Origin of the sequence: Maribacter zhoushanensis (assembly GCF_029350975.1) — a bacterium.
In the GTDB taxonomy this organism is placed as follows: Bacteria; Bacteroidota; Bacteroidia; order Flavobacteriales; family Flavobacteriaceae; genus Maribacter; species Maribacter zhoushanensis.
This window is the reverse complement of record NZ_JARKMR010000002.1, coordinates 138,478-163,765: the sequence shown is the minus strand read 5'-3', so window position 1 is coordinate 163,765 and position 25,288 is coordinate 138,478. Positions and strand designations below refer to the sequence as shown.

At 34.6% G+C, this 25,288-nt stretch carries 25 protein-coding genes; 7 read left to right on the top strand and 18 right to left on the bottom strand.

Going from position 1 to position 25,288, the window contains the following annotated elements:
• The first annotated feature begins 24 nt into the window (after positions 1-24).
• The 3 genes from PXD56_RS07205 to PXD56_RS07195 are packed head-to-tail and all read left to right on the top strand — an operon-like array spanning position 25 to position 3,574.
• Positions 25-2,424: a TonB-dependent receptor gene (locus tag PXD56_RS07205; RefSeq protein WP_276492664.1), complete on the top strand. Its 2,400-nt coding sequence runs from the start codon at positions 25-27 to the stop codon at positions 2,422-2,424.
• 3 nt (positions 2,425-2,427) lie between these two features.
• Positions 2,428-3,348 (top strand): DUF4249 domain-containing protein, encoded by a 921-nt coding sequence (locus tag PXD56_RS07200; protein WP_276492663.1) that lies wholly within the window; start codon positions 2,428-2,430, stop codon positions 3,346-3,348.
• Complete coding sequence (locus PXD56_RS07195) at positions 3,335-3,574, top strand: DUF6095 family protein (protein ID WP_276492662.1); 240 nt, start codon at positions 3,335-3,337, stop codon at positions 3,572-3,574. Before PXD56_RS07200 ends, PXD56_RS07195 begins: the two co-directional genes overlap by 14 nt.
• On the opposite strand, the gene PXD56_RS07190 is transcribed toward PXD56_RS07195, so the two are convergent.
• Positions 3,571-4,263, bottom strand: coding sequence for a DUF4294 domain-containing protein (locus PXD56_RS07190; protein ID WP_276492661.1), 693 nt, complete (start codon positions 4,261-4,263; stop codon positions 3,571-3,573). The genes PXD56_RS07195 and PXD56_RS07190 overlap by 4 nt on opposite strands.
• A 104-nt stretch (positions 4,264-4,367) precedes the next feature.
• Here PXD56_RS07190 and PXD56_RS07185 point away from each other — a divergent pair, with 104 nt between their 5' ends.
• Together PXD56_RS07185 and PXD56_RS07180 are read left to right on the top strand one after the other, a co-directional pair.
• The gene (locus PXD56_RS07185; protein ID WP_276492660.1) at positions 4,368-5,456 is read left to right on the top strand and encodes a M42 family metallopeptidase; all 1,089 of its coding nucleotides are present in this window, start codon (positions 4,368-4,370) and stop codon (positions 5,454-5,456) included.
• A 43-nt stretch (positions 5,457-5,499) separates the two neighbouring features.
• Entirely contained in the window at positions 5,500-6,054 is a 555-nt protein-coding gene (locus PXD56_RS07180) for an NUDIX hydrolase (protein ID WP_276492659.1), read from the top strand.
• A gap of 15 nt (positions 6,055-6,069) precedes the next feature.
• Here the strand turns inward: PXD56_RS07180 and PXD56_RS07175 are convergent, their stop codons facing one another.
• The 8 genes from PXD56_RS07175 to rpsF form a co-directional block, all read right to left on the bottom strand.
• Positions 6,070-6,504: an RbsD/FucU family protein gene (locus PXD56_RS07175; RefSeq protein WP_276492658.1), complete on the bottom strand. Its 435-nt coding sequence runs from the start codon at positions 6,502-6,504 to the stop codon at positions 6,070-6,072.
• An 85-nt stretch (positions 6,505-6,589) separates the two neighbouring features.
• Positions 6,590-7,360 carry an SDR family NAD(P)-dependent oxidoreductase gene (locus PXD56_RS07170; protein ID WP_276492657.1) on the bottom strand — a complete coding sequence of 257 codons (771 nt, stop codon included), beginning with the start codon at positions 7,358-7,360 and terminating at the stop codon, positions 6,590-6,592.
• A gap of 136 nt (positions 7,361-7,496) precedes the next feature.
• A complete protein-coding gene (gene hisS, locus PXD56_RS07165) occupies positions 7,497-8,876 on the bottom strand; it encodes a histidine--tRNA ligase (RefSeq protein WP_276492656.1) in 1,380 nt (459 codons plus the stop codon).
• Positions 8,877-8,959: 83 nt separating this feature from the next.
• Entirely contained in the window at positions 8,960-9,436 is a 477-nt protein-coding gene (locus PXD56_RS07160; RefSeq protein ID WP_276492655.1) for a DUF6495 family protein, read from the bottom strand.
• A 61-nt stretch (positions 9,437-9,497) separates the two neighbouring features.
• Positions 9,498-12,605, bottom strand: a complete 3,108-nt coding sequence (locus tag PXD56_RS07155) for a TonB-dependent receptor (protein ID WP_276492654.1) — start codon at positions 12,603-12,605, stop codon at positions 9,498-9,500.
• Positions 12,606-12,707: 102 nt separating this feature from the next.
• Positions 12,708-13,160: a 50S ribosomal protein L9 gene (gene rplI, locus PXD56_RS07150; RefSeq protein ID WP_276492653.1), complete on the bottom strand. Its 453-nt coding sequence runs from the start codon at positions 13,158-13,160 to the stop codon at positions 12,708-12,710.
• A 13-nt stretch (positions 13,161-13,173) separates the two neighbouring features.
• Positions 13,174-13,470, bottom strand: coding sequence for a 30S ribosomal protein S18 (gene rpsR / locus PXD56_RS07145; RefSeq protein WP_027067300.1), 297 nt, complete (start codon positions 13,468-13,470; stop codon positions 13,174-13,176).
• A gap of 5 nt (positions 13,471-13,475) precedes the next feature.
• On the bottom strand, positions 13,476-13,817 hold the full coding sequence (gene rpsF, locus PXD56_RS07140; protein WP_076548096.1) for a 30S ribosomal protein S6: 342 nt from the start codon (positions 13,815-13,817) through the stop codon (positions 13,476-13,478).
• A gap of 230 nt (positions 13,818-14,047) precedes the next feature.
• Between rpsF and PXD56_RS07135 the strand changes: the two genes are divergently transcribed.
• Positions 14,048-14,740 (top strand): LytR/AlgR family response regulator transcription factor, encoded by a 693-nt coding sequence (locus tag PXD56_RS07135; RefSeq protein WP_027067302.1) that lies wholly within the window; start codon positions 14,048-14,050, stop codon positions 14,738-14,740.
• A gap of 55 nt (positions 14,741-14,795) precedes the next feature.
• On the opposite strand, the gene priA is transcribed toward PXD56_RS07135, so the two are convergent.
• From priA to nadC, 4 genes are read right to left on the bottom strand one after another with little or no spacing between them, the layout of a single operon-like run.
• Positions 14,796-17,252, bottom strand: coding sequence for a replication restart helicase PriA (priA, locus tag PXD56_RS07130; RefSeq protein ID WP_276492652.1), 2,457 nt, complete (start codon positions 17,250-17,252; stop codon positions 14,796-14,798).
• 2 nt (positions 17,253-17,254) lie between these two features.
• Complete coding sequence (locus PXD56_RS07125; protein WP_276492651.1) at positions 17,255-17,695, bottom strand: DUF2147 domain-containing protein; 441 nt, start codon at positions 17,693-17,695, stop codon at positions 17,255-17,257.
• Entirely contained in the window at positions 17,692-18,660 is a 969-nt protein-coding gene (locus tag PXD56_RS07120; protein WP_276492650.1) for a YihY/virulence factor BrkB family protein, read from the bottom strand. The genes PXD56_RS07125 and PXD56_RS07120 overlap by 4 nt, the downstream gene beginning before the upstream one ends.
• Positions 18,660-19,517 carry a carboxylating nicotinate-nucleotide diphosphorylase gene (gene nadC, locus PXD56_RS07115; RefSeq protein WP_276492649.1) on the bottom strand — a complete coding sequence of 286 codons (858 nt, stop codon included), beginning with the start codon at positions 19,515-19,517 and terminating at the stop codon, positions 18,660-18,662. The genes PXD56_RS07120 and nadC overlap by 1 nt, the downstream gene beginning before the upstream one ends.
• A gap of 65 nt (positions 19,518-19,582) precedes the next feature.
• Here nadC and rlmH point away from each other — a divergent pair, with 65 nt between their 5' ends.
• Entirely contained in the window at positions 19,583-20,056 is a 474-nt protein-coding gene (rlmH, locus tag PXD56_RS07110) for a 23S rRNA (pseudouridine(1915)-N(3))-methyltransferase RlmH (RefSeq protein ID WP_276492648.1), read from the top strand.
• A 28-nt stretch (positions 20,057-20,084) separates the two neighbouring features.
• Here rlmH and PXD56_RS07105 read toward each other — a convergent pair whose 3' ends face one another.
• The 5 genes from PXD56_RS07105 to PXD56_RS07085 all read right to left on the bottom strand — a co-directional run bounded on the left by PXD56_RS07105 (position 20,085) and on the right by PXD56_RS07085 (position 25,211).
• Complete coding sequence (locus PXD56_RS07105) at positions 20,085-20,903, bottom strand: type IV pili methyl-accepting chemotaxis transducer N-terminal domain-containing protein (protein ID WP_276492647.1); 819 nt, start codon at positions 20,901-20,903, stop codon at positions 20,085-20,087.
• A gap of 171 nt (positions 20,904-21,074) precedes the next feature.
• Positions 21,075-22,967 carry a phosphoglycerate dehydrogenase gene (gene serA / locus PXD56_RS07100; protein WP_276492646.1) on the bottom strand — a complete coding sequence of 631 codons (1,893 nt, stop codon included), beginning with the start codon at positions 22,965-22,967 and terminating at the stop codon, positions 21,075-21,077.
• Positions 22,968-23,107: 140 nt separating this feature from the next.
• Complete coding sequence (locus PXD56_RS07095; protein ID WP_276492645.1) at positions 23,108-23,851, bottom strand: alpha/beta fold hydrolase; 744 nt, start codon at positions 23,849-23,851, stop codon at positions 23,108-23,110.
• A gap of 44 nt (positions 23,852-23,895) precedes the next feature.
• The gene (locus PXD56_RS07090) at positions 23,896-24,603 is read right to left on the bottom strand and encodes a DUF3307 domain-containing protein (RefSeq protein WP_276492644.1); all 708 of its coding nucleotides are present in this window, start codon (positions 24,601-24,603) and stop codon (positions 23,896-23,898) included.
• Between the two features lie 2 nt (positions 24,604-24,605).
• Entirely contained in the window at positions 24,606-25,211 is a 606-nt protein-coding gene (locus PXD56_RS07085) for a SatD family protein (RefSeq protein ID WP_276492643.1), read from the bottom strand.
• Between the last annotated feature and the right edge of the window lie 77 nt (positions 25,212-25,288).

The following is a 25,288-nucleotide window of genomic DNA, read 5'->3' as shown; positions in this document are numbered from 1 at the left end:
AAGTATTTTTACTAAAAAAAATTGATGAAAGGATATTTACCGTTTATTCTTATTTCATTGCTTTGCTTCTCCTTTTCATCATGGGGACAACAAAAATATACTTTAAGTGGCTCTATTGCTGAATCTAGTAGTAATGAAACACTAATTGGGGTTACAGTTGCTATTCCTGAATTGAGTACGGGGGTCACCACAAATGAATATGGTTTTTATTCTATATCCTTACCTGAAGGTACCTATAAGGTACTTATTAGTTATTTAGGTTTTGAAGATATCATTCAAGAAATTGAACTTACCGAAAATAGACGTATAGATTTTTTATTAGAAGAAGAAGCTGAACAATTAGAGGAAGTTGTGGTTACCGAGAATGTGGAAAAAATGGATATCAGAAAACCACAAATGAGTGTCAATACTCTATCCGTAGGTACCATCAAGAAAATACCGGTAATATTAGGTGAAGCTGACGTCATCAAATCTATATTGTTATTACCCGGCGTTACCAATGCCGGTGAGGGCGCATCTGGTTTTAATGTGCGTGGTGGTGCCGCAGACCAAAATCTAATTTTGTTAGATGAGGCTATCATCTTTAATTCATCGCACTTATTCGGATTCTTTTCTGTTTTTAATCCTGATGCTATAAAAGATGTAAAACTTTATAAAGGTGGTATACCTGCACGTTACGGTGGTAGAGTGTCATCAGTATTAGATATTTTTCAAAAAGAAGGTAACAGTAAAGAATTTAAAATGAACGGTGGTATAGGTGCCGTTGCAAGTAGGCTTTTAATTGAAGGTCCTATTAAAAAGGATAAAGCTGCGTTTCTTATTGGCGGTAGAGCTTCATACGCCCACCTTTTTCTACCTCTATTCGATGTGGACAATACGGCTTATTTCTATGACCTGAACACAAAATTGAACTACAGGTTAAACGACAAAAACAACATTTTTCTTTCTGGCTATTTTGGTCGTGATGTCTTCGGTATCAATGATAGTTTTGTTAACACCTACGGGAATACTGTTGGTAATTTTAGATGGAACCATTTATTTTCAGACAAACTATTCTCCAACCTATCCCTAATTTACTCTGATTATTATTACGGCTTAAAATTAGATTTCGTTGGCTTCAATTGGAATTCCGGTATTAGAAATTTCAATATTAAATATGATCTTAAACACTATGCTACAGATAAATTACAAGTTAACTATGGTGTAAACAATGTCTACTACCAATTTAACCCTGGTAAAATAGAACCTAGTAATTCCGAATCAGGAATTGTTGAAGAACAACTTATTCAGAAATACGCTAACGAATTTGCCGCCTATGTAGATTTTGAACATCGGGTAACCGATAATCTTAGCCTTGGTTACGGATTACGTTTTAGCCATTTCACGAGACTAGGTCAAGATGAGCTAAACGTGTACGCCGATAACAATCCTGTTGAATTTGACCCCTTATTATTAATTTACAAAGAAGCTGACCCTATTGATGTTATTAACCCGGGTAGAGGCACTACACTTTCCAACTTCAGCAATTTTGAACCAAGAGCATCATTGTCGTACACGCTGAACGAGACCAGCTCAATTAAAGCTAGCTATACAAGATTGGCTCAATACTTACACTTACTTTCAAACACCAGCTCCCCTACTCCTTTAGATGTTTGGACACCAAGTGGACCTTTCACTAAACCTCAATTATTAGATCAATATGCCTTCGGTTATTTTAAAAATATAAATGATGGCGATTATTCATTTGAAACCGAAGCATTCTATAAAGACGTTCAAAATAGAATAGATTATATTGATGGAGCTAATTTAATTGCGAACAATACCATAGAACAGGTTATTTTAAATGGCGAAGCAAGAGCTTACGGATTAGAAGTTTTACTTAGAAAAAACGAAGGTAAACTGCAAGGTTGGCTAGCATATACCCTATCTAAATCTGAGCAGCGTACACCGGGCAGAACCTCTACCGCAGACAATGGTCGCAGCAATATTGAAACCGGAATTAATTTTGGTGACTGGTACAACACTCCGTATGACAAAACCCATGACGTTTCTATGTTCTTAAGTTATGACCTCAATGAAAAATGGAGCTTTGGCGGTAATTTTACTTACCAAACCGGGCAACCCACCAACTACCCTATTGGGCAATTTGAATTCGAAAATTTGACAGTACCTTATTACGGGCTGCGTAATACACAACGATTACCAGCTTACAATCGCTTAGACCTTTCTGCCACATTGACTCCCAGAAAGAATAAAACTAGAAAAATGAAGGGAGAATGGGTATTTAGCCTATACAATGTTTATAATAGAAGAAATGCTGCTTCAGTTAGTTTTAGACAGAACGATGATACCGGAGTAAACGAAGCGGTGCGAACATCAATATTCGGCATTGTTCCAGCAGTGACCTACAATTTTAAATTATAAGCCATGAAACGCTATTTAATAATTTTATTAGCCATATCATTTTTTACATCATGTGAAGATGTAATTGATGTAGAGCTTCCAGAAGATGTCAGCAGACTAATCATTAACGGAGTTATTAGAGTAGATGAGAACGAAGAGTACCTACCTATTGAAATAGTAGTTACCGAGAGTAGTTCCTTCTTTGAAGAAAACACGGTTGCATCTATAAAAAGTGCTATCATATATTACGGTACACCCAGAGAAGACGCACCTGAAATATTGGAGGGTGGCGGAATATCAAATTTAGCAGAAGTTGAACTTGGAAGCGGAAAATGGGTACCTGACCCATCATTTGATAGCGACCAAAGAATTAGGGTTAGCAATATTAATGAAGGTGATGTTTTTCAATTGTTGATCACCACTGATGACGAACAATATTTAGCTACAACTACCTATGTAAAATCAGTTCCCATCGACTCTTTAGAACAAGGCGACGAAACCTTGTTCTCTGGTGATGAAACAGAGGTCATTGTTTCATTTACCGACCCTGGCGATAGTGATGATTTTTATCTTCTAGATTTAGATTTTGGAGAATTTCTGGTAACTGAGGATGAATTTTACCAAGGGCAGACATTTGTATTCTCTTATTTCTATGATAATGAACTAGAATTGAATACCAGCTCTGTGGTAGACGTTAGCCTTATTGGAGTAGATGAACCCTTTTACAATTACATGAACCAGATTATAGTACAATCTGGTGGTGACCAAGGTCCTTTTCAAACACCTGCCGCTACCGTACGCGGTAATGTTATTAATATTACCGGTATTGATAATGATGAAGTTGTTGACAACGTAGAACGTACAGATAATTATGCTTTGGGATACTTTGCGATAGTAGAAGAATATAAAGACAGTATAACTATAACAGAGAATGAGACGAACTGATAAAGATATGCTTGTTACCGGTTTAAAAAAGCTGGCAATAACCGTAGTACTTATGTTTACGGCTCCTATAGTATTATGGCAAGCATTTAAAAATCAAGAGCACTTTTTATTCTGGCCCGTTTGCATTGTTGGGGTAATTCTTGCATTCTTTGCCGTAAGAACAGGGTTCAAAGGTATAATGACCATAATGGATTCAATGTTTGGCAAGAAACCTAAAAAATCTTAATCTTTAGGAATTTTTGTGGTCTTCTTCCATTTATTATACAACTGATCGTAGTCATAATCTAACACAGTTTCTTGTCGTTCTAATTTACCTTGAGAAAAAGCGCGTTGTAAAATATCTTCGATTAAATAATCCTCTTCGATCATATCAGGATGAAATTCTTCTTTGATACTTATACTAAACAGCTTGGCTGTGGTATTATACCAAAATGCACGCCAACCATTTCTTAAATCTTTTACCAAATCAAAAGCTGTTGTTCCTGTTTGCCTGTAAATTAACTTCACCAAAATTTGACCTTCTGTACGTGTTAGTTTTTTAAGTTCTTCAGAAAATTCTTCTTCAATAAACTTCTGTACTTTTTTGGTATACTTTTTTCGCTTTCTATTGTTTTTCATGTTTGCCAAACTATCGTTTAGCTCAACCAATCGCTCAGCCGCCATCTTTGCATACGGATACACTTTCTGAGTTTTTCTACGTAAAATATAATACCGCAATTTTTCATCATAAGATGAGAATTTGAGTTTACCAAATACATAAGCTTCTTGTAAGGCTATTGAACTTTGAACCAAAGAATCACCAGCAACTATAATCATCTTTTCTGTAATAGAATCAAGTTCCTGTTCTTCAACCTGGGCAGTACAAATAGAAACACCGCTGAAGAGTAAAAAAAGAAGTAAAAAGTTATATTTCATTACCATAGGCTTAACAAAAGTCCTGCCAAAATTAACGATTATTAAAGAAGGTTATTATTAATACAACGCTAATATTGTTAAGTTTGTATCTTAAACTTACATTGATGGCTGATAAAAAAATAATTACCAAAAAGTCACAAGACTTTTTTGAAAAATACTTGAATAATGCCGCTCCAACCGGTTATGAGTGGGAAGGGCAAAAAATATGGATGGACTACCTAAAACCTTATGTAGATACGTTCATTACGGACACATACGGTACTGCAGTGGGCGTTATAAACCCTGATGCCAAATATAAAGTAGTTATTGAAGGACATTCTGATGAAATTTCTTGGTATGTAAACTACATCACCGATAATGGTTTAATTCATGTCATTAGAAATGGCGGAAGTGACCATCAAATAGCTCCGTCTAAATGGGTAAACATCCACACTACTAAAGGTATTGTAAAAGGTATTTTTGGCTGGCCTGCAATACATACCAGAAAAGGACCTAAAGAAGAGACTCCAAAAATTGAGAACATCACGGTTGATGTTGGTGCTACAAATAAAGAAGAAGTTGAAAAACTTGGCGTTCACGTAGGTTGTGTAATCACTTACCCAGACGAGTTTCAAATTTTAAATAAGAATAAATACGTTTGTAGAGCAATAGACAACAGAGCTGGCGGATTTATGATTGCTGAAGTTGCTCGTTTACTTCATGAGAATAAAGTTGAGTTACCATTTGGACTTTACATCACTAATTCTGTACAGGAAGAAATAGGTTTACGTGGTGCAGAAATGATTACGCAGACCATTAAGCCAAATGTTGCTATTGTAACAGATGTTTGTCATGATACAACTACACCAATGATAAATAAAGCAGTACAAGGTCATACTGAAATTGGTGCTGGTCCGGTTATTTCATATGCACCTGCGGTTCAAAACAAATTGCGAGAACGTATTATTAAAACAGCTGAAGACAACAAAATACCATTTCAAAGAATGGCGGCTTCTAGATCAACTGGTACAGATACCGATGCTTTCGCATATAGTAATGGCGGAGTTGCTTCTGCATTAATTTCATTACCATTGCGCTACATGCATACAACGGTAGAAACAGTTCATAAAGACGATGTTGAAAATGTTATTCGTCTTATTTACGAAACATTGTTGACAATCAAAGAAGGAGAAACTTTTAGCTACTTCGAATAAATTTTAATAATCCCTCTTTCATCGGAGGGATTTTTTTTGTTTTATGGACGAATTAATTGACATTTTAGATGCTGATGGAATAATGACGAATACTACCGCTATGAAGTCGGAAGCACATAAAAATGGATGGTTTCACCAAACTGTTCATATCTGGTTCTATACTTCGGACGGAAAAATTCTAATGCAGCAACGAGGAAAGGATAAAGATATCTACCCTTTACTTTGGGATGTATCCGTTGCAGGACACATAGGTGCTGGGGAAGATATCATTACATCTGCTTTAAGAGAAATACAAGAAGAAATTGGATTAAAAGTATTCGCTTCAGATTTGAAAAAAATAGGCATTTTTAAATCTGTCAAAAATCATTCTGAATTATTGAAAGATTACGAGTTTCATCACACATTTATCGCTAAGCTAAAATCATCATTTAGCACACTTCAAAAGCAAGACAGTGAAGTTGAAGCCTTAAAACTGATTTCTATAAATGAATTTAGCAAAGCATTGAAAAATCCTATTAAATACAGCTATGTTCCTCATGATAATTCTTATTACAAGACTATACTTAAAGAAATACACAGTAAAGAAAACAATTTGTAAAAGCTATACTCTTCTTTAAAATCCAGATTCTTCAGCCATTTTTACAACGCCAACGGTTAAAATTAAATTTGCAAAACGTCTTTGCTCACCTGTCTGAATAATTAAGGTCGTATTTTGGTCTCTAATTTTATCATAAAAAGCCCATCGCTCCATTTCATCCCAAGTGACATCTCCAAGTAACTTTTTGTATGCATTATGAATCTCTGCATTTGCTTCAGCAGGTTTTTCCATAACTATAGCACCTTGTACAGGGCAAACTTCTAAAATTCCTTCTAAAACAGTTAGTGCATCTAATAATCCCGGACGAAAATTTAAATGTACCGTAGTAGAATTAGGACCCGTCATAGCCCCTACTGGTAAATTACCATCTGCAATGACCACTTGTGTAAAATGACCTGAGCGCCCAAGCGCCTCCATAATTTGTGGATGTATAACCGGAGTCTTAAGCATATGTATATTTTTTTTTAAAGAGTATGAGAATAAAACCCTAGTCAATTAAAAAAGTAAACTAGGGTTTCTATAAGTTTACGAGCTTCTACATATTGTAGACACCTCCATTAATATCAAGTGTAGCTCCTGTAATAAACCCATCATATTCAGATGCCAAATACAATACAGCTCTAGCTACGTCATCTGCATTACCTGCTCTTTGAATAGGAATTCCTTTAGTCGTTTCTGCCGCAGATTCTTTTGTGGTATGTGTATTATGAAATGAGGTACCTAAAATAAGTCCTGGCGCAACAGCATTAACCCTTGTACCCTGTGGTCCTAATTCTGACGCAAGAGCTCTCGTATAGGTTAATATAGCCCCTTTACTGGTAGAATATACCAAAGAACCCGGGTGACCTCCTTTACGCCCGGCCAATGATGCTAAATTAACTATACTGCTGTTTTCATGCTTTGCCAAATAAGATGCCGCCGCACGTGTAACAAACATCATTGATGTTAGATTAATATCCATGACCTTGTGCCAAAATTCTGTTTCCATTTCGCTAAGTAACTTTCTAGCAACTAAAGAACCGGCATTATTTACAAGAATATTTAGACCGCCTAAAGCTTCTACTGTTTTTTCAACTAAGGTATTAGCATCTTCTTCTTTAGTTAAATCTCCAGAAATTGCAATAGCTTTCAGCCTTTTATCTGTGGCATATTTCACCAATTCGTTTGCAGAATCTGCGCTAGAAAAATAATGAATAGCAACATTGGCTCCACTATCGATAAAATGCTTGGTAATTGATTCTCCAATTCCCTGAGCACCAGCTGTAATCAGTATATTTTTTCCAGATAATTTGTTACTATTTGTCATGATGTTTTTAATTATAAACTTAATTTAATTTTGATTTAAATGCATTTTAATCATACAATACAAATTGCACAACCAAATTGGTTAACCAAATATAATCAAAAATGACTCAGTAAAAATATATCTGATTTTGAATCTATTAGCTCAAGTTGCTTACAAAATCTGAAGCCTTATCCAAGCTATACTCCTTTTGCGTTCCTTCTTTCATGTTTTTGACAACGAATGAATTATTATCCAACTCTTGTTCACCTATTAGAATGACATAAGGCACATTACGATTATTAGCATATTTCATCTGCTTTTGCATCTTGGCGTTAGAAGGATAGATATCTGCCTTTACCCCAGATTTACGTAATTGAGTAACCAATTTTAAAGCAGCCAAAGCTTCTTTATCTCCAAAATTGACACATAATACTTGAAGAGATTGGTCAATTGCCTCTGGAAAAAGTTCTAAATCCTCTAAAACCAAATAGATTCTATCAAGACCAAATGAAATACCAACACCACTTACATTTTTTAAACCAAAAATACCTGTAAGGTCGTCATAACGACCGCCACCACCTATGGATCCCATTTTCACACCTTTTGGTGCCGCTACTTCAAAAATAGCTCCGGTGTAGTAATTTAATCCGCGGGCAAGAGTGACATCTATAGATAAATTTGCAGACCGAAGACCTAGAACAGAAATAGTCTCTAAAATAAAACGAAGCTCTTCTAGCCCTTTCTTACCTTCCTCAGAATCTTTTAATAAAGCATCTAAACGCTCTAATTGTTCATCGTTATTACCTTGTGGCAAAAATAGTGGAGACGCTTTTTCAATTGCTTCTTCGGTAATTCCTTTAGCGAGCATCTCTTTTTTAACACCCTCTTCCCCTATTTTATCTAACTTATCTAACGCAACAGTGAAATCTATCAATAAATCTTTAGCTCCGATAACTTCTGCTATACCAGCTAAAATTTTTCTATTGTTCATCTTAATGATAGCACCTTCCAATTTTAAATCAGAAAATACAGCATCATACAACTGAATTAATTCCACTTCTTGCAATAAAGAGTCTGATCCAACAACATCGGCATCACATTGAAAAAACTCTCTAAATCTACCTTTTTGAGGTCTATCAGCCCTCCACACGGGTTGAATTTGATAGCGCTTAAACGGAAAATCTAATTCATTTTGATGCATTACCACGTAACGGGCAAATGGTACGGTTAAATCGTATCGTAATGCTTTTTCGGTAATTTTAGGAGCTATACTATTAGCGTTTTTTTCAGCATAAGTAGTATCATCTACCTTTCTAAGAAAATCTCCAGAATTTAAAATCTTAAATATAAGACGGTCACCTTCTTCTCCATATTTACCCAATAGTGTATCTGAGTTCTCAAAAGAAGGGGTTTCTATGGGTTGAAAACCATAAGTCTGAAAGTTCTTTTTGATGATGTCAAATATATAATTACGCTTTGCAATTTCTGATGGATTAAAATCGCGAGTTCCTTTTGGTATAGATGGTTTCTGTGCCATTAATTTTTTTATTGTATTGCAAATATAACCTTCCATAAAGTAAGGCCATATTTTACCGGTATGGATTTTAGATTTTTAGAGTTTTATTTGGTAACGATGACTTTCTCGAACCATTTGTACAATTCACCCTTTGTTATTACCGCACCTTGTTGCAGCAGCAAAAACTTATCTAGGTTTTTATCTTCGGTATATGCCTTTGCAGCGGTCAAATATTCTACAAAATCAGATTGCCAGTTTCTCTTGAACCAATCAAAACCAATAGGCGTAGTCAAATCAATTTCTGGATTCATCACTTTCACCGATATCAGTTTCATCTCTTTATCGGTTAAATGAAATAGGTGCATTTGTTTATCTGAAATATTTTCTAAATAAGAAACTTTACTCAACACACCTTCCCATACCAAATCGCTAAAAACATCTAACTCCTCTTCTGCTACTTCTGGCTTATCTTTCTTTATGGTATCCCACTCATCACCAGTAATAGATTGTGTTGCCAGAAAGTTTATAAACTCTGGGTGCAATTCCTCTAATTGTTCTTTTGTAAGCCTCGTATATTTCATTTTGCAAAAATAAAAAGCCCTAACATATTTGCTAGGGCTTTTACAACTTAATTTTCTAAACTTAGAAGATATATCTTAATCCTACTTGTGCTTGCCATCTAGATAACAAGCTAGCATCATATCCAAAAGTTTCTGTTAATTCAGGATTGAACGTGTAAGTTGGTACACTTGAATCTGGATCAACCGTTACACCTACTGGCTGAATGTTGTTTGGCTGTTGAACCAATCCCCAATCAGAACTGATCATATTACCAATATTCAACACATCTACACTAAATTGAATAGTGTTTGTCTTACCTTCAGAAACAGTGATTTTATAATCTTGTAAGAATTTAACATCCCAACGACCTCTCCATGGTGTTAAAGCTCCGTAACGCTCTGCATACTGACCTCTACGACCACTTAAGTAATCATCTTGAGCAATATAAGAATCAAAAGCAGCGCCTTGACCAGCCCCTGAAAATTGCATTTGACCTATTTCAGCAGATGTTGGTACATAAATAAGATCGTTGATACCTGAGCCATCTCCGTTTATGTCTCCTCCATATGTATAATTGAATCTACCGCCTTGAGCATATTCAAAAAATGTTGACAAAGTGGTAGCCCATTTTCCATTACCGTACTCCCAATTTTTACTAGCCACACCAATAAATCTATGTTTATCACCATATTTTGATGGCGCTAAGATATCTGCATTAGCATCATTTACAATTGGGTTACCTGCAAAAGCATCTGAAGTAATCTCAGCTTCAATAGAATTTACATCTTTTGCATCTAAGTAGCTATAAGCCATCATTGCATATAAACCATTATTGAAATTTTTCTGAGCCTTTAAAGATGCATTCCAAATTCTACCTTTGTTAGAATTTGTAAAAACATATGGTCCGGCTCCTAAACCAAAACTATTTAATAAATCGCCTTCAGTATAGGTTGCTCTCGTATCTACACCAGATAAAATACCTGATGGAGATGTCAATGCCCAGTTTTGTACATGTGGTCCATTGATATCTTTAGTATAAGAAACATCCGCCGTAAGCACCATACCATTATCTAAACGTTTATCTGCACCCAAATTAGTTCTCCAAACCTGTGGAAATTTGTAATCTGGATCAACTGCCTGCAAGAAGAATACATCTGGAGAAGAAATCTGATTTCCTAACCACACGAATGGAAAACGACCTGTAAACAAACCTGAACCACCACGTAATTGTAATGATTTATCATCATAAACATCATAATTAAAACCTACTCTAGGTGATATTAACCAATCATTAGAAGGCATCTGCGTATTATCTATAAATACGGTTTCACCTGTATTTGGATTTTGGTATGGCTGATCTGCAATTACAAAACCTCTATCAATTACATCTTGTGCTTTTTCAGCAGAATCAAAAAACAACGGCTTATCAAAACGAACACCGTACGTTAATTTAAATTTTTCACTTACACTCCACTCGTCTTGCACATAAAACGCTAATTGACCAACATTAGTTTCTGCCAAGGCCCAACCTTCACCGTCTGGCACTGCATTATTTGCATTGAACGTAGCTTGTGGACCTGCAAAATCATATGTAGTTGCATCAAACTCATTAATATCTACACTCCCAAATTTGGAAAAACCATATGAAGTTAGATTAAATGAATTATCGAACATAAATTTCTCTAAAGAAAAACCTACGGTATATGTATGGTCGCCTTTGTAAAAATTTAAGTTATTCGTAATCTGAAACACTTTTTGATCTAACCTATTGTTAGCCGAAAATGGTTCGTGACCTGCTATGATATAATTAGAACCATCTTTTGAAATATTAATAGAAGGCGCAGGTGTAGAAAATGGATTTCTATAATCGTTAAAATGAGTATATCCTACTTGTAACTTATTTGAAGCTGTTTCAGATAGCGTTGAATTTAATTCAACTTGCACCGACCTAATCTCATTATTTATTTCATAACCAGAGTTTTGAAATTGCAATGTATTTGCATTAGGTCCTCTAAATTGTATTGCCGATGGGTGAGCCGGCTTTTGTTTAGATGCATTTAAAAAATTATAAATAACTGCTAAACGATTGTTATCATTTATATTCCAGTCTAATTTAAAAAGTCCTTTTGTAGATTCAGCATCATGCGTAAACCCTTCATATGCTCCCGGATCATAACCTACCGCCAATAATTGATCTCTAACAGCTATTAAATCGCTTTCTAGCACTCTAGATTCATTAATAGCACCAGAACCTGTGTTTGGAACCCATCCATTGGTTCCCAAATCTGTACGTTCATCTCTTTCAAAATTAGCGAAGAAGAAAAGTTTATTCTTTACTATTGGTCCACCGATACTAACGCCGTATTGACTTTGGTCTAATTTAGGCTTAACAATATCGTCTCCTTTAATCTTTCCTCCGGTCATATCTTCATTTCTGAAAAATCCATAAACCGTACCATGAAATTCATTACTACCACTCTTAGTTACAGCGTTCACTGAAGCCCCTGTAAATCCTGATTGGGTAACATCATATGGTGCAGTAGATACTTGAATTTGATCAATTGCATCTAATGAAATTGGTTGTGAATCTGTTTGACCACCAGGAGTAGCCGCATCTAAGCCGAAAGGGTTATTAAAAATTGCTCCATCCAATGAAAAGTTATTGAATTGGTCATTTCTACCACCAAACGAATTTCCACTAGCCGTTGGCTCTAAACGCGTAAAATCTGCAGCAGAACGTGAAATTGTTGGTAAGCGCGTTAATTCTCTTCTACCCACACTAGTTTCTGCACCGGTACGATCACTACTAAAAGTACCAGAACGATCAGATACTACGGTAACTTCGTCCAATGCCTGACTTTCACTTGCTAATTTAATATCAATATTGAACGTTTGCCCTAATGACAAATTAACATCGGTAAGTTCGTAAGGTTTAAACCCTACATAAGAAATTTCAACCTTGTAAGGACCACCAACACGAAGGTTAAGTAGGTTAAACCTACCATCTTCATTGGTAATAGACCCGTACTTAGTACCTGTTGGGGTGTGGACAGCAACAATATTTGCGCCAAATAGTGGTTGATCTTGATCGTCCATTACCAAACCTCTAATATTAGAGGTAGTAACTTGACCATAGGTTGCACTTACAAAAAGTAGCAACAGCAATTGAAAAAACAAGTTGTTTTTCATTTTTATTGGTTTTGAGTTATTTATGAGTTCTTTAACAAAAATACCAATAAAAAAAGAGCTATGCACGCATAGCTCTTTTAAATATATCTACTAGATAGTTATTTATTTTTGTTCCGCAACTACTTCGAAACCAAAATCAACAATCACCTCACGGTGTAATCTAATTTGTGCATTATAAGGTCCAGTTCTTTTAACTGCACCACCTTGAATGTTAATGAATTTTTTGTCAATTGAATGACCTTCTTTTTCAATTGCATCAGCTAAATCACCATTAGTAACAGAACCGAATAATTTATCGGCAGCACCTGTCTTAGCAGTAATTTTCAATTCTAAAGCTTTTAACGCTTCTTCTACTTTCTTAGCAGCGTCAACAACTTTTTTATCTTTATGTGCTCTTTGCTTTAGATTTTCAGCTAAAACTTTTTTAGCAGAAACTGTAGCCATAGTAGCTAAGCCTTGTGGTATAAGGAAATTTCTTCCGTAACCGTTCTTAACATTTACTACGTCGTCTTTAAAACCTAAATTTTGTACGTCTTCTTTTAATATAAGCTCCATGATTCTTTTCTTATTATTTTAATAAATCAGCAACATATGGCATTAACGCCAAATGACGAGCTCTTTTTACGGCTTGTGCCACTTTTCTTTGATACTTCAATGAAGTTCCTGTAAGTCTTCTAGGTAATAATTTACCTTGCTCGTTTACCAACTTCAATAAAAAATCAGCATCTTTATAATCTACGTACTTAATACCAGATTTTTTAAAACGACAATACTTCTTCTTAGTGTTGGTTTCAATGTTTAATGGAGTAAGATATCTGATCTCTCCATCTTTCTTTCCTTTTGCCTGTTGTTGTAATGTTGCCATAATACTTAAGCTTTAGCGGTTTTGTTTCTTGTTCTTCTTTTTTCTGCCCATGCAACAGCGTGCTTGTCCAACTTAACGGTCAAGAAACGCATAACACGTTCATCTCTTCTAAACTCTTGTTCGTAAGGTGTAACTACCTCACCAGAGTTCGTAAATTCAAACAAGTGGTAAAATCCACTTTTTTTGTTTTGAATAGGATAAGCTAACTTCTTTAGCCCCCAATTCTCTTTAGCTACCATTTTGGCGCCATTGTTAATTAAGAAATCTTCGAATTTCTTAACTGTTTCCTCTATCTGAACATCAGATAGAACGGGATTCAAAATGAAAACAGTTTCGTAATGGTTCATATTATATTTGTTTTTAAGGAGTGCAAAAATAGATATTTTTTTAAAATAAATATAAGAAATACGAATATTCTTCGTTATTGAAGGGTAATAACATTGAAAATTAATCCAAATCTTAAACATATCATCATTACCAATTACACGATCAACAGTGCATTGTTCACATCTTTTGTTGCAGTTCAGCTTGTTTTTTCGGTTCTTTGTCGATGATTTAACCCCACAAATCAACCCTTATGAAGTTAAGAAGTATCATCGTTGACGACTCATCTATGCAAAGGATGGCCGTTGCCAAGTTGGTAAACAATCATCCGAATTTAACTATGGTAGCCGAATACAGTAATGCTATCGAAGCTAAAAACGGAATCAAGAACCATGAGATAGATCTTATTTTTCTTGATGTTGAGATGCCAATTATCACAGGATTTGACCTACTCGAGTCCCTAGAAAACAGTCCTCAGGTAATTTTGATTACCGGTAAACCAGATTATGCACTTAAAGCATTTGACTATGATGTAACGGATTATTTACATAAACCGATTACCATGGCACGTTTTGATGCATCTGTTAAAAGAGCTGTAGCCAATTACGAACAATTGCACAGAGTCAATGAAGACGAAGAGCATATTTTTGTAAAGAGCAACCTTAAGAAAAGAAAGGTTATTTTAAATGATATTAAGTGGATAGAAGCACTTGGCGACTATATCAAACTAGTAACTGACGAAGCCAATATCGTAATCTTATCAACAATGAAATCTTTTGAAAAGCAATTACCAGAAGACAAGTTTTTAAGAATTCACAAATCTTACATCATTAACCTTGAAAAGGTTGAAAAGTTCAATAGTAAGAATGTAGAAGTTAGCGGTAGATCAATACCTCTAAGTAGAAATAAAAAGACAGAATTAGCCGAAGCGCTAAGTAACGTATAATATATGGTATAATTTTACTTTCAAAAAAGACCGCTTAATAGCGGTCTTTTTTATTTTATATATGGTCAACATTATAAATGACCCTAACACTTCTATACATCGCTACTGCTTTAAACGATTTTTCTATTCGTCTAATATTGGCCTTTGTCTGTGCCAATGAATGTACTTTTTGTACTTTGATAACGATATGTTTTAAATATTGATTTCTTATCCTTGCTACCGGCGGATATTCAGGCCCTAAAACCGTACCACCAAAATTAGTACGCAATGCACCTGCAAACCAATCTGCAGCTTCATTAAGCACATTATAATTTTTATGCTTGAACGTTACTTTGATAATTCTATTGACGGGCGGATATTTAAATTGCTCCCTTTCATACAACTGCTCAGTATACATACCCTCATAATCACCCGTTGTTACCTGTTTTAATATTTGGTGATATGGATTATACGTCTGAATAATTACACGACCTCTTTTTTTAGTACGCCCTGCCCTACCCGATACTTGGGTTAATAATTGATACGTTCTTTCATGAGCTCTATAATCTGGAAAATTCAATAAAGAATCTGCATTCATGACACCTACCAAATTCACATTTCTAAAATCTAGACCCTTGGTCAACATCTGAGTACCTACCAAAATATCAATTTCTTTTTGCTCAAAAGCAGTAATTATTTTTTCATAACCGTGTTTGCCACGGGTAGTATCCAAATCCATTCTACCAACTTTGGCTTCAGGAAATAAGCCAGACACTTCTTTCTCTATTTGCTCTGTTCCAAAACCTTTGGTATCTAACTCTGGGCTACCACATGCAAAGCAAACTTCTGGTAACGCTGTATGATGACCACAGTAATGGCAGCGTAATTGATTTCTATATTGGTGATATGTTAAACTAACGTCACAATTAGGACATTGCGGAGAATGACCACATGTTAAACACTCCATCAACGGAGCAAAACCTCTTCTATTCTGAAAAAGTATGATTTGCGCACCTTCATTCAACGTCTCTTCCATTTCCATAAAAAGGCGTTCAGAGAAATGACCTTTCATCTTTTTCTTTCTAGACGCCTCTTTTATATCTACCAATTCCATCTCTGGCATTAAGACATTACCATAGCGTCTAGTAATTTCTGCATAGCCATATTTACCTGTTTGAGCATTATAGTAACTCTCTACACTTGGTGTTGCCGAACCCAGTAGAATATTTGCTTTATGCAAATGTCCCAAAACTATTGCCGCATCTCTTGCATGATACCTAGGCGCCGGATCAAATTGCTTAAAAGAACTCTCATGCTCCTCATCTACAATTACCAACCCTAATTTACTAAAAGGTAAATACATTGCAGATCTAGCTCCAATAACCAATTGTGCCTTAGGTTTTGCCTGTAAAACATTTTGCCAAACTTCTACACGCTCTTGAACATTATATTTAGAATGGTAAATTGCTATTTTATCTCCAAAATATTCTTGAAGCCTACCAATTAGCTGTGTAGTCAACGCAATTTCAGGTAGCAAATACAATGCTTGTAAGCCTTTTTCCAGACATTCTTCTATCAACTTTACATAAACTTCAGTCTTACCAGAAGATGTAACACCTTTTAACAAGGTAACCTTCCCTGATTTGAACGATGATTTTATATCAACCAGTGCCGATTCTTGATATTCGTTTAAATCTTTAGTTTCAGAATTATCAGCTTCACCATCATAATTAACCCTATCGGTCTTAATAAAATACTCTTCTAAAACCCCTTTATTTACAAGTGATTTTATCACAGCTTTAGAAGTATTGCTAGATGCCTCAAGCTCTGAAACTTTAATAGGATTTTGACTTTTTCCCTGTAATTGAAACAGCGAAAGCACCACCTGACTTTGCTTTGGCGCTCTGGTCAAAGTTTTTAAAAGCTCTTCTAGTTTTTCGTCTGATGTATGTTCAGCTCCCAATTTAACGTACCTGACCAATTTTGGTTTGTACTGTTCATATACTTCTTCTTTTAATACAATTACTTTTTTCTCTAATAATCGCTGTAGAATTGGCAATACATTTTTACGCTCTATAATAGCAGAAACTTCTTGTACTTTTAATATTGCTTGATGCTGCAAAGCTTCGAACACCAAAAATTCATCGTCTAACAGGGTGCTTTCATCTATCTCATATTCGGTATTCCTAAGTACCAATGTCTCGCTCTCCAACAGAAATGCTCCTGGCAATGCACTACGCACCACTTCCCCTAAAGTACACATGTAATAGGAAGCTATCCATTCCCAATGTTTTAATTGAGTAGGATTTACAATAGGATAATCATCTAATAACTCATGAATTTCCTTTGCTTCATAGACCTCTGGCGGATTCTGGTGAACACCTTGAACTATACCGGTATATATCTTTGATTTACCAAAAGGTACCGCTACGCGCATACCTGGCCGAAGTAGTGCCGCTTCTTCAGCAGTAATACTATAAGTAAAACTTTTCTCTAGCGGAATAGGTAATATTACATTAATAAAGTTCGCCATAGTTAGCCTTCAACCCGTAGCCATGTTTGGGTTCTATAGATAAATGCCAAATAACCACGTACTTTCAACTCATCTGGATTATCTGGATTGAGCCAAATTTTAAAACGAAAGGTCATAGCCTGCTCAGGATCAAACAAACGCTTTCCCTTCCATTCTCCATCATCGTGCAACTCACCACCAGTAATGATTTCCATACCGGTTACCGGTTTATCTTTTAAGTCCCCATCACATTTATCACAAATTCTATCTTCTTGTCCTTCTTCCAAAATCTTTACGACCTTACCGTACATTTTGCCATCTTTCTTATAGATTTCAATAACACCCTTTGGCAACCCTGTTCGGTCATCTATTGTTTTCCATGTACCAAAGACAGATTGAGCAGAAATGCTCATTGAAACAAATACTATGAATAAAATACTTAGTTGTACGGTTTTATTTATCATTCTTTTTTAGTGATTTTACGTAAAGTATTGAGTGATGCGTTCAGCTCAAACCCAAGTAGCAATATATTAGAATTTAACCATATGTAGACCATTAAAATCAATAATCCTCCTAACGCTCCATATAATTCATTGTATCTAGCGAACTTTTCAACGTAAATTCCAAATAAATATGAGGTCAACAAAAACAATGTTGTTGTCATTAAAGCGCCAAAAGAAAAGAATTTTGCTTGCTTACCCTCTTGTGTACCAAAATAATATAGAATGGCTGTTGTAAAATAAGACAGAATTATAAAAAACAGCACTTTTGCTATTTGTACGCCCACCACTTCATCTTCACCCAATATATACCCGCCTCGTTTAGCCGCAAACTCTGACAAATAACCAAGTACATAAAACTCAAAGTAAATATAAGCTACAAAACCTACTATTATCAATATCGCCAAAATCAACCCTACCATTAAGGCGTATAAATATTGTCTAAAAAAATGTCTTGTTAATTCTATATGATAAGATGTTTCAAAGCCACCAAAAATAGAGTTAACCCCGTTAGCAATCAAAAAAATAGATAATAAAAAAGCCGATGACAACAAACCACCGCGTTTTTGATCTTTTATTTGCTGAAATACCTCACCAAAATAATCACCGGTGGCGCTAGGTAAAAAGGATTCTAAAAATAGCTGAAACTGAACATCGAAATCGCCATGTTCAATACTAATGTAAGACACTAAAAAAGGTACCAGGGTAACCATGAAAATCAATAACGGAAAGAGTGCCATAAATAAACTAAAAGCAATTGCACTGGCGCGTGTTGACAACGTACCTCTTAATATACCAAGTACATACATTTCAATAAGGTCATAAACAGAAAGCCCTTCAAAACCAGGTAGCCTGATTTGTTTTAACAACCTGACGAACCAATTTACAATAGGAATTTTTTCTAGCTTTTCTTCGACCTCTAAAGACATTAAACTGCTTTTAAACTCAAATCCAAATTATAAACCGAATGCGTCAATGCCCCTGAAGAAATATAACCCACTCCGCATTCCGCATACTCACGAATAGTTTTTTCATTTATACCTCCAGAAGATTCAGTTAAACAGGTGTCTCCTATTAATTTTACCGCAGTACGTGTATCTTCATAATTGAAATTATCTATCAATATACGATATACGCCTTCAGACTCTAAAATTTCTTTGATTTCATCTAAATTTCTAGCTTCAACGATGATTTTTAAATCACGACCTGTTTCTTCTAGATAGTTTTTAGTCTTATCTATTGCCTTGGTAATTCCGCCAGCAAAATCAATATGGTTATCCTTTAGCATGATCATATCATACAATGCGAATCTGTGATTTTCACCACCTCCAATTTTTACCGCCCACTTCTCTAACGCACGAATACCTGGTGTTGTTTTTCTAGTATCTAGAATCTTTGTACCCGTCCCTTGCAAAAGATTAACGAACATATTGGTTTTTGTAGCAATGGCGCTCATTCTTTGCATTGCATTTAATACCAGTCGCTCCGCCTTTAAAATACTTTGAGAGCTACCTTCTATATAAAACACTATATCACCGTGACTTACAGGTGTACCATCTTCTATTAATTTTTCTATTTTCAAATTTGGGTCAACAAAATAAAATACAAGTTCAGCAAAATCTACCCCAGCAATTATCCCTTCATCTTTTACCAACAATTTGGCCTTGCCTGTTGCAGTATCCGGTATACATGCCAGTGAACTGTGATCACCATCACCTACATCTTCTCTAATGGCATTTGCTATGATTAATGTAATCTCTTCTTTAAATTGTTCTTCTGAAATCATATATATTAAATCTATTGTATTGCTAATTTACAAATCCATTTGCGAAATTGATTTACTTTTGACGTATGACTATAAAACTTTTAGCCATTGGCAAAACCGATAGCTCTCAATTACAAGAACTCATTGAGGTATATCAAAAGCGATTAAAGCATTATATCAATTTTGAAATTGAATTGATTCCTGATCTTAAAAAGACCAAAAACCTATCTGAAGACCAACAAAAAGATAAAGAAGGTGAACTTATTCTTAAGAGGCTATCCTCTACAGATGTTTTAATACTTTTTGATGAAAAAGGAAAACAGTATACCTCTGTTGAATTTTCTACCTTTTTACAGAAGAAAATGAATTCTGGCATTAAGCAATTGGTATTTTTAATAGGAGGACCTTATGGATTTAGCAGTGAAATTTATGCGAAAGCTGCCGGAAAGATAAGTTTGTCTAAAATGACCTTTTCCCATCAAATGGTGCGCTTATTTATTACTGAGCAAATTTATAGAGGGTTTACTATTTTAAAAAATGAACCCTATCATCATCAATAAAACAAAGCATATGCACAATTATCTCTGATTAATCTTGCTTTTCAAGTGATCTTACCATGTTCTCAGAAACACCTTCCAAATCTGTAAGTTCTTCCATTAGAAAGGAGATGAGCTCTTCTTTATGGTCCAAATTCTTTTCAATTTTAAGAACATGATTATAATTCTTTATATTTTTCATGTGAGAATTAAAAGCATGTGTTTGGTGCCAAGCTATTTCTTTTAATTTCTGATTTTGAATTGTTATTTTCTTAATAGATGGATTGATAAAAAAGAATATTTCTACAATTAAAATCAATAAAGAAAAAACAGCCAATTCCAGCTCAATGATCATCAAGGTACTAATATCTTCTTCTGAAGCTTTTTGAAATTGATCTACAATAATATCCATGACCACAAGAAATTTATCGGCTTCAGCAGATAACCTTTCTAAATCTACCGATTCTAATTTTTGGAAGTTATTGGTTGTTTCTAAAATAAAATTTAAGTGTGGTTGCAACCTATCAAAGTTTTTTTGAATTTCATCATTATCTAACTTTGGAATTCCGGTGGCGTCATTGCCTTCTTGCAATGCTTTGTTGGCATTTGAAAATTTATTCATTGCCAAACGTAACTGCCCATAGTCACAGGTGCCAAATCTACATTCGTATATACTTTTAACAATTGACTGAGACAACATTCTTTGCCTACCTGCCACATTTATTCTTAAAGCATCTTGCTGTTGCCTAGCCAGAGAATACTGTATTATAGACTGTATTACTATCGTTAATACAATTACAGTAAAAACCAACAGGTAATAGTTATTGAAACTTTTACCAGATTTTAATTTCGATAAAATCTTTTTCCACATAGTTAAAGATATTTCCTACAAACGATAATTCTGTTACTATCATAACCTTTAAGAATTGGAAATGTTGTAAAACCTATTGAAAAATTAAACAAAAAAAGTGCAAGTTTTTCAACTTGCACTTTAGATATAAAAAATTATATGTCTACTAATTGCTACTCCATTAAAAGTAAACTAGTACAATACTCTAAACTTGATAGTATTTTCTACTTTTCTTAAAGCTTTAATTACATCTTTATTATACTCTTTATCTAAATCTGTTATCACATAACCTACCTCACTATCAGTAGAAAGATATTGACTTGAGATGTTTAATTCATACTCTGCTAAAACCTTATTTATTTTAGCCATTATACCAGGCACATTCTTATGAATATGTAAGAATCTGTGTGATTTATTCTGTTTTGGCAAACGAATATTTGGGAAATTAACTGCATCTACAGTGTTACCAGAGTTGATATAATCCATTATTTTATTAGGAACAAAATCAGCTATATCTCTTTGCGCTTCTTCTGTACTACCACCAACATGCGGAGTAAGAATTACGTTAGGAAAACCTTGCAATTTGGTTTTAAACTCACCATTACTTCTTGGCTCATCTGGATAAACGTCTACCGCTGCACCACCAACATGACCATCTTTTAACCCTTCTGCCAAAGCATCGATATCAACAACAAAACCTCTAGAAAGATTAATCAACATGGCACCTTTCTTCATTTGCTTTATTTCTCGTGCACCAATAAAGTTTTTGTTTGCCTTATTGTCGTCTATATGCAACGTAACCACATCAGACACATTTAACAAATCTTCTAAAGAATTACACTTAACCGCATTACCTAACGCTAATTTATCATCAACGTCATAGTAATATACGCGCATACCCATAGCTTCTGCCAAAACTGATAATTGCTTACCAATATTACCATAACCTACTATACCTAAATTCTTACCACGAACTTCCCTTGAGCCTGCTGCCGTTTTTTGCCATTGCCCTTCATGAATCTCCCTACTACGATCAAACACACTACGCATTAACATAATGATTTCACCTATGGCCAATTCTACTACAGACCTTGTATTGCTATACGGTGCATTAAAAACTACTACACCTTTTTTCTTGGCAGTTTCTAAATCTATTTGAGTAGTACCTATACAGAAAGCACCAACTACCAACAATTTATCAGCAGCGTCTAAAACCGTTTGTGTTACCTGGGTTTTAGAACGGATACCAAGAACATGAACGCCCTTAATTTTTTCTAACAGCTCTTCTTCAGATAAACTGTGCTTAATCAATTCAACGGAAAAACCGTCTTCTGATAAATTATCAAATGCAGCGGTGTGCACATTTTCTAATAATAGAACCTTAATTCTATTCTTTGGGTACGAGATATTTCTTGGCAACTTGTTCACAAATAAAAATTCATCTAAACTTGGTGTAACATAATCCGCATTATTAGCGGCTTTTTCTCTATGCACGTTTTCGGTATATGCAAAAAACTTATCTGCGATACCTGCTTCGCGCATTACATAATCACTGTAACCATCTCCAATCACTTGAACTTCTCCGTCCAAATTCATCTGTTTTAAGCAATCAATTTTGCCATTGTGCTGAGATAGTACATTCTTTTCATCAAAACCGATGATATTACCATCTTCGTCGAATTTAAACGTATTAGCATACACTCGATCAGATGGTATATTATATTCTTCTACAATAGGGTCTATAAACTCTTTAAATCCGCAGGATATTACATATATATCATCTGCATACTTTTCAAAAAACTCTTTATTGGCAGCGATAGACTTAGATATTTTATTTCTAAGGTTGTCTACCAAACCGTCTAAATCTTCCTTTTTAGCATGCAACAACTTAATTCTACGCTCTAACGACTCAGTAAACGAAATATCGCCATCTATACCTAGATTGGTTATTTTTTGAATTTCTTTAATAACCTCGTCTTTGTTGGATCGTCCTTCTAAAGTCATTTCGGCAAGGACATCTAATGCTTCTACCCTAGTCAACGTACTGTCAAAATCAAAAACGTATTTTCTACTAACTTCTACCATTATTCTCTTTTGGGTGGATAAGAATTTTTGTTATTAAAATAAGTAGCAAAAGTAAAAATTTAATTTATCCTGATAAATGATATCCTATAAATAAAACAAAAAGGTTATGTTATGATGCAAATTGACAAAATGACAATCTTTTAGTCTAAATATTGAAAAACCGATAATGAAAATTCTTTAGTTTTATAGGTACCATTATGATCACCGGGCACTCTTTTTAAACTCCCATTTTTGAACGCAGTACTTAACTCTTTAGAATTACCGTTATCATTATCCTCATCTCCACTAATCACCATAATGTCAATCTCTATTTTATTTAATTCATCAATTGAGGTTACCGGTTGAAACTTTTGCTGTAAATGCAACGAGCGTAAATCTGCATTTATAGATTTTGCGTAATCGACAGCTCCTTTGGTTTCATTATTGACATCGCCATTAAATGCTTTAGAGAACATAATTCTTCTATCCCAGTTGGGATTCGTAAAATCTATTCCCATTCCACCTAAAACAGCTTTTTTAATTCTAGAATCTTGGGTCAAAAGTTTTGCCAATACAATACTTCCCCTAGAATAACCAATAGCTTTATACCTGTCAATATTTAAATGATTCATCAACAGCACCAAATCTCTAACCTCGGCATTGTTTTGATATGCTTCTTCATTTTGCGGCTTGTCAGAGTCTCCGTTACCACGTAAGTCAGGAATGATTACTCGGTAACCGGCTTTAAGTAAATCTTGTTTTAATTCTGTTTTATCCCAAGATTTTCTAGAATTTATAAATCCGTGCAACAACAAAACAACCTCTCCCATACCTTCATCGGTATAGGCAATTTGTACACCATCAAACGACTGAAATTTATTGGATTGAGAATTAGCTTTTTGCAAAAAAGATACTAGTAACAAACAGATGAAAAAATACCTTGAAACCATTATACCTTTATTTGAGATGTATACAAAAGACCTGCCAAGATTGCCAAACCAAAGCTTACTAAAGTTCCTATTAAAATATACTCCGTCAGCTTTCTATTATTGCGTTCTTTAAGGTCATTGAATCTAAAAACAGATTTTGCCGCAATCAATAAACCAATAACTTCCCATCTACCGAGCACGATAAAAATCAAAACAAATAATCTTTCTATTATACCAATATACTTACCAGCATTTGGAAGCGATTTATGATCGGTTTCAATTTGATTGGACATTCCCTCTAAAATCATACCCATTATAATTGCCGCCGGATAGGTTACAAACACAATTGCCGTTATTAAATACCAATCTAAATTTTCAAAAAGTGATAAGGTATGAGCATATAAATCAGTGTAAAAAGCACAGCAATATATTACGAGTACGTGCAATATTTGATCTATAAAAAACGGAACGCTTTTACTCTTGAACCAGTCATTTGCATACAGTTTTAGCGCATCAATACCAAAATGTGCCACGGTTACCGTTAATGCTATTTTATAAAGTGACAAATCCCATAAGAGAAGCATATATAATGCAAAATGCAATAATACATGTATGTATAGAAATTTAGATTTTAGCTTATTTGCTTGCTTGTGAAGTACCCATCTTGTAGGTTGTAAAACAAAGTCTCCTATTAAATGGGCCAATATTAGTTTTATGAAAATCAACATATTTATTTATCGGTAATTAATTCTTTATAATATGACAATACATCTAAAACCAAATCTAATCTTGCTCTTTTTAAACGCTGACTTACAGCAGACTGTTTTATACCTAACTGTTGTGCAATTTCTTTTTGTGAGTAATGAGGATAGTCTAGAGACAGTATTACAATTTCTGCAGAAACAACGCTCCAATCATCCATAAAATCTAAAGCTAAACGCAACATTAAATTTAATGTACGGTCATGTGCCTTTTCTCCGGTTGCAATACTAAGATTTACTTTACTTTCTTTAAGAGTTTCAAAATTACGCCCAGATCTTTGGTATGCAGGTCCGTTAGATTCCGTTACACCGGTGCCAATATAGGTCTCTAAGCCTATACCAATACCCATTCTAACATCTAAGCCTTTAATTGTTTTTAGCATTGCCTTTATACGAATAGCCGTGAACAAAGCATTTTTTTCTGTAACCTTTAGCTGAAATTCATCACCTCTATAAATCTCCCAATTCATTGGTGATGCTCCAAATTGATTGAAATAATTCTTCAATAAATGCATCCATTGAGCACTAGGGTGGTTTTCAGAATTAATAATATCTCCGGTGATTATAGCTATCATGATTATTAGTTAAAACGCTAATATATTAAATTATAAGCAAATTAGATAATATTTATAATTATAAGCGCAGTCGGTAA

What these genes read in the sequence shown, in the direction of transcription:
- PXD56_RS07205 (WP_276492664.1), top strand. Translation starts at nt 25, where the DNA reads ATGAAAGGATATTTACCGTTTATTCTTATTTCATTGCTTTGCTTCTCC.
- PXD56_RS07200 (WP_276492663.1), top strand. Translation starts at nt 2,428, where the DNA reads ATGAAACGCTATTTAATAATTTTATTAGCCATATCATTTTTTACATCA.
- PXD56_RS07195 (WP_276492662.1), top strand. Translation starts at nt 3,335, where the DNA reads ATGAGACGAACTGATAAAGATATGCTTGTTACCGGTTTAAAAAAGCTG.
- PXD56_RS07190 (WP_276492661.1), bottom strand. Translation starts at nt 4,263, where the DNA reads ATGAAATATAACTTTTTACTTCTTTTTTTACTCTTCAGCGGTGTTTCT.
- PXD56_RS07185 (WP_276492660.1), top strand. Translation starts at nt 4,368, where the DNA reads ATGGCTGATAAAAAAATAATTACCAAAAAGTCACAAGACTTTTTTGAA.
- PXD56_RS07180 (WP_276492659.1), top strand. Translation starts at nt 5,500, where the DNA reads ATGGACGAATTAATTGACATTTTAGATGCTGATGGAATAATGACGAAT.
- PXD56_RS07175 (WP_276492658.1), bottom strand. Translation starts at nt 6,504, where the DNA reads ATGCTTAAGACTCCGGTTATACATCCACAAATTATGGAGGCGCTTGGG.
- PXD56_RS07170 (WP_276492657.1), bottom strand. Translation starts at nt 7,360, where the DNA reads ATGACAAATAGTAACAAATTATCTGGAAAAAATATACTGATTACAGCT.
- hisS (WP_276492656.1), bottom strand. Translation starts at nt 8,876, where the DNA reads ATGGCACAGAAACCATCTATACCAAAAGGAACTCGCGATTTTAATCCA.
- PXD56_RS07160 (WP_276492655.1), bottom strand. Translation starts at nt 9,436, where the DNA reads ATGAAATATACGAGGCTTACAAAAGAACAATTAGAGGAATTGCACCCA.
- PXD56_RS07155 (WP_276492654.1), bottom strand. Translation starts at nt 12,605, where the DNA reads ATGAAAAACAACTTGTTTTTTCAATTGCTGTTGCTACTTTTTGTAAGT.
- rplI (WP_276492653.1), bottom strand. Translation starts at nt 13,160, where the DNA reads ATGGAGCTTATATTAAAAGAAGACGTACAAAATTTAGGTTTTAAAGAC.
- rpsR (WP_027067300.1), bottom strand. Translation starts at nt 13,470, where the DNA reads ATGGCAACATTACAACAACAGGCAAAAGGAAAGAAAGATGGAGAGATC.
- rpsF (WP_076548096.1), bottom strand. Translation starts at nt 13,817, where the DNA reads ATGAACCATTACGAAACTGTTTTCATTTTGAATCCCGTTCTATCTGAT.
- PXD56_RS07135 (WP_027067302.1), top strand. Translation starts at nt 14,048, where the DNA reads ATGAAGTTAAGAAGTATCATCGTTGACGACTCATCTATGCAAAGGATG.
- priA (WP_276492652.1), bottom strand. Translation starts at nt 17,252, where the DNA reads ATGGCGAACTTTATTAATGTAATATTACCTATTCCGCTAGAGAAAAGT.
- PXD56_RS07125 (WP_276492651.1), bottom strand. Translation starts at nt 17,695, where the DNA reads ATGATAAATAAAACCGTACAACTAAGTATTTTATTCATAGTATTTGTT.
- PXD56_RS07120 (WP_276492650.1), bottom strand. Translation starts at nt 18,660, where the DNA reads ATGTCTTTAGAGGTCGAAGAAAAGCTAGAAAAAATTCCTATTGTAAAT.
- nadC (WP_276492649.1), bottom strand. Translation starts at nt 19,517, where the DNA reads ATGATTTCAGAAGAACAATTTAAAGAAGAGATTACATTAATCATAGCA.
- rlmH (WP_276492648.1), top strand. Translation starts at nt 19,583, where the DNA reads ATGACTATAAAACTTTTAGCCATTGGCAAAACCGATAGCTCTCAATTA.
- PXD56_RS07105 (WP_276492647.1), bottom strand. Translation starts at nt 20,903, where the DNA reads ATGTGGAAAAAGATTTTATCGAAATTAAAATCTGGTAAAAGTTTCAAT.
- serA (WP_276492646.1), bottom strand. Translation starts at nt 22,967, where the DNA reads ATGGTAGAAGTTAGTAGAAAATACGTTTTTGATTTTGACAGTACGTTG.
- PXD56_RS07090 (WP_276492644.1), bottom strand. Translation starts at nt 24,603, where the DNA reads ATGTTGATTTTCATAAAACTAATATTGGCCCATTTAATAGGAGACTTT.
- PXD56_RS07085 (WP_276492643.1), bottom strand. Translation starts at nt 25,211, where the DNA reads ATGATAGCTATAATCACCGGAGATATTATTAATTCTGAAAACCACCCT.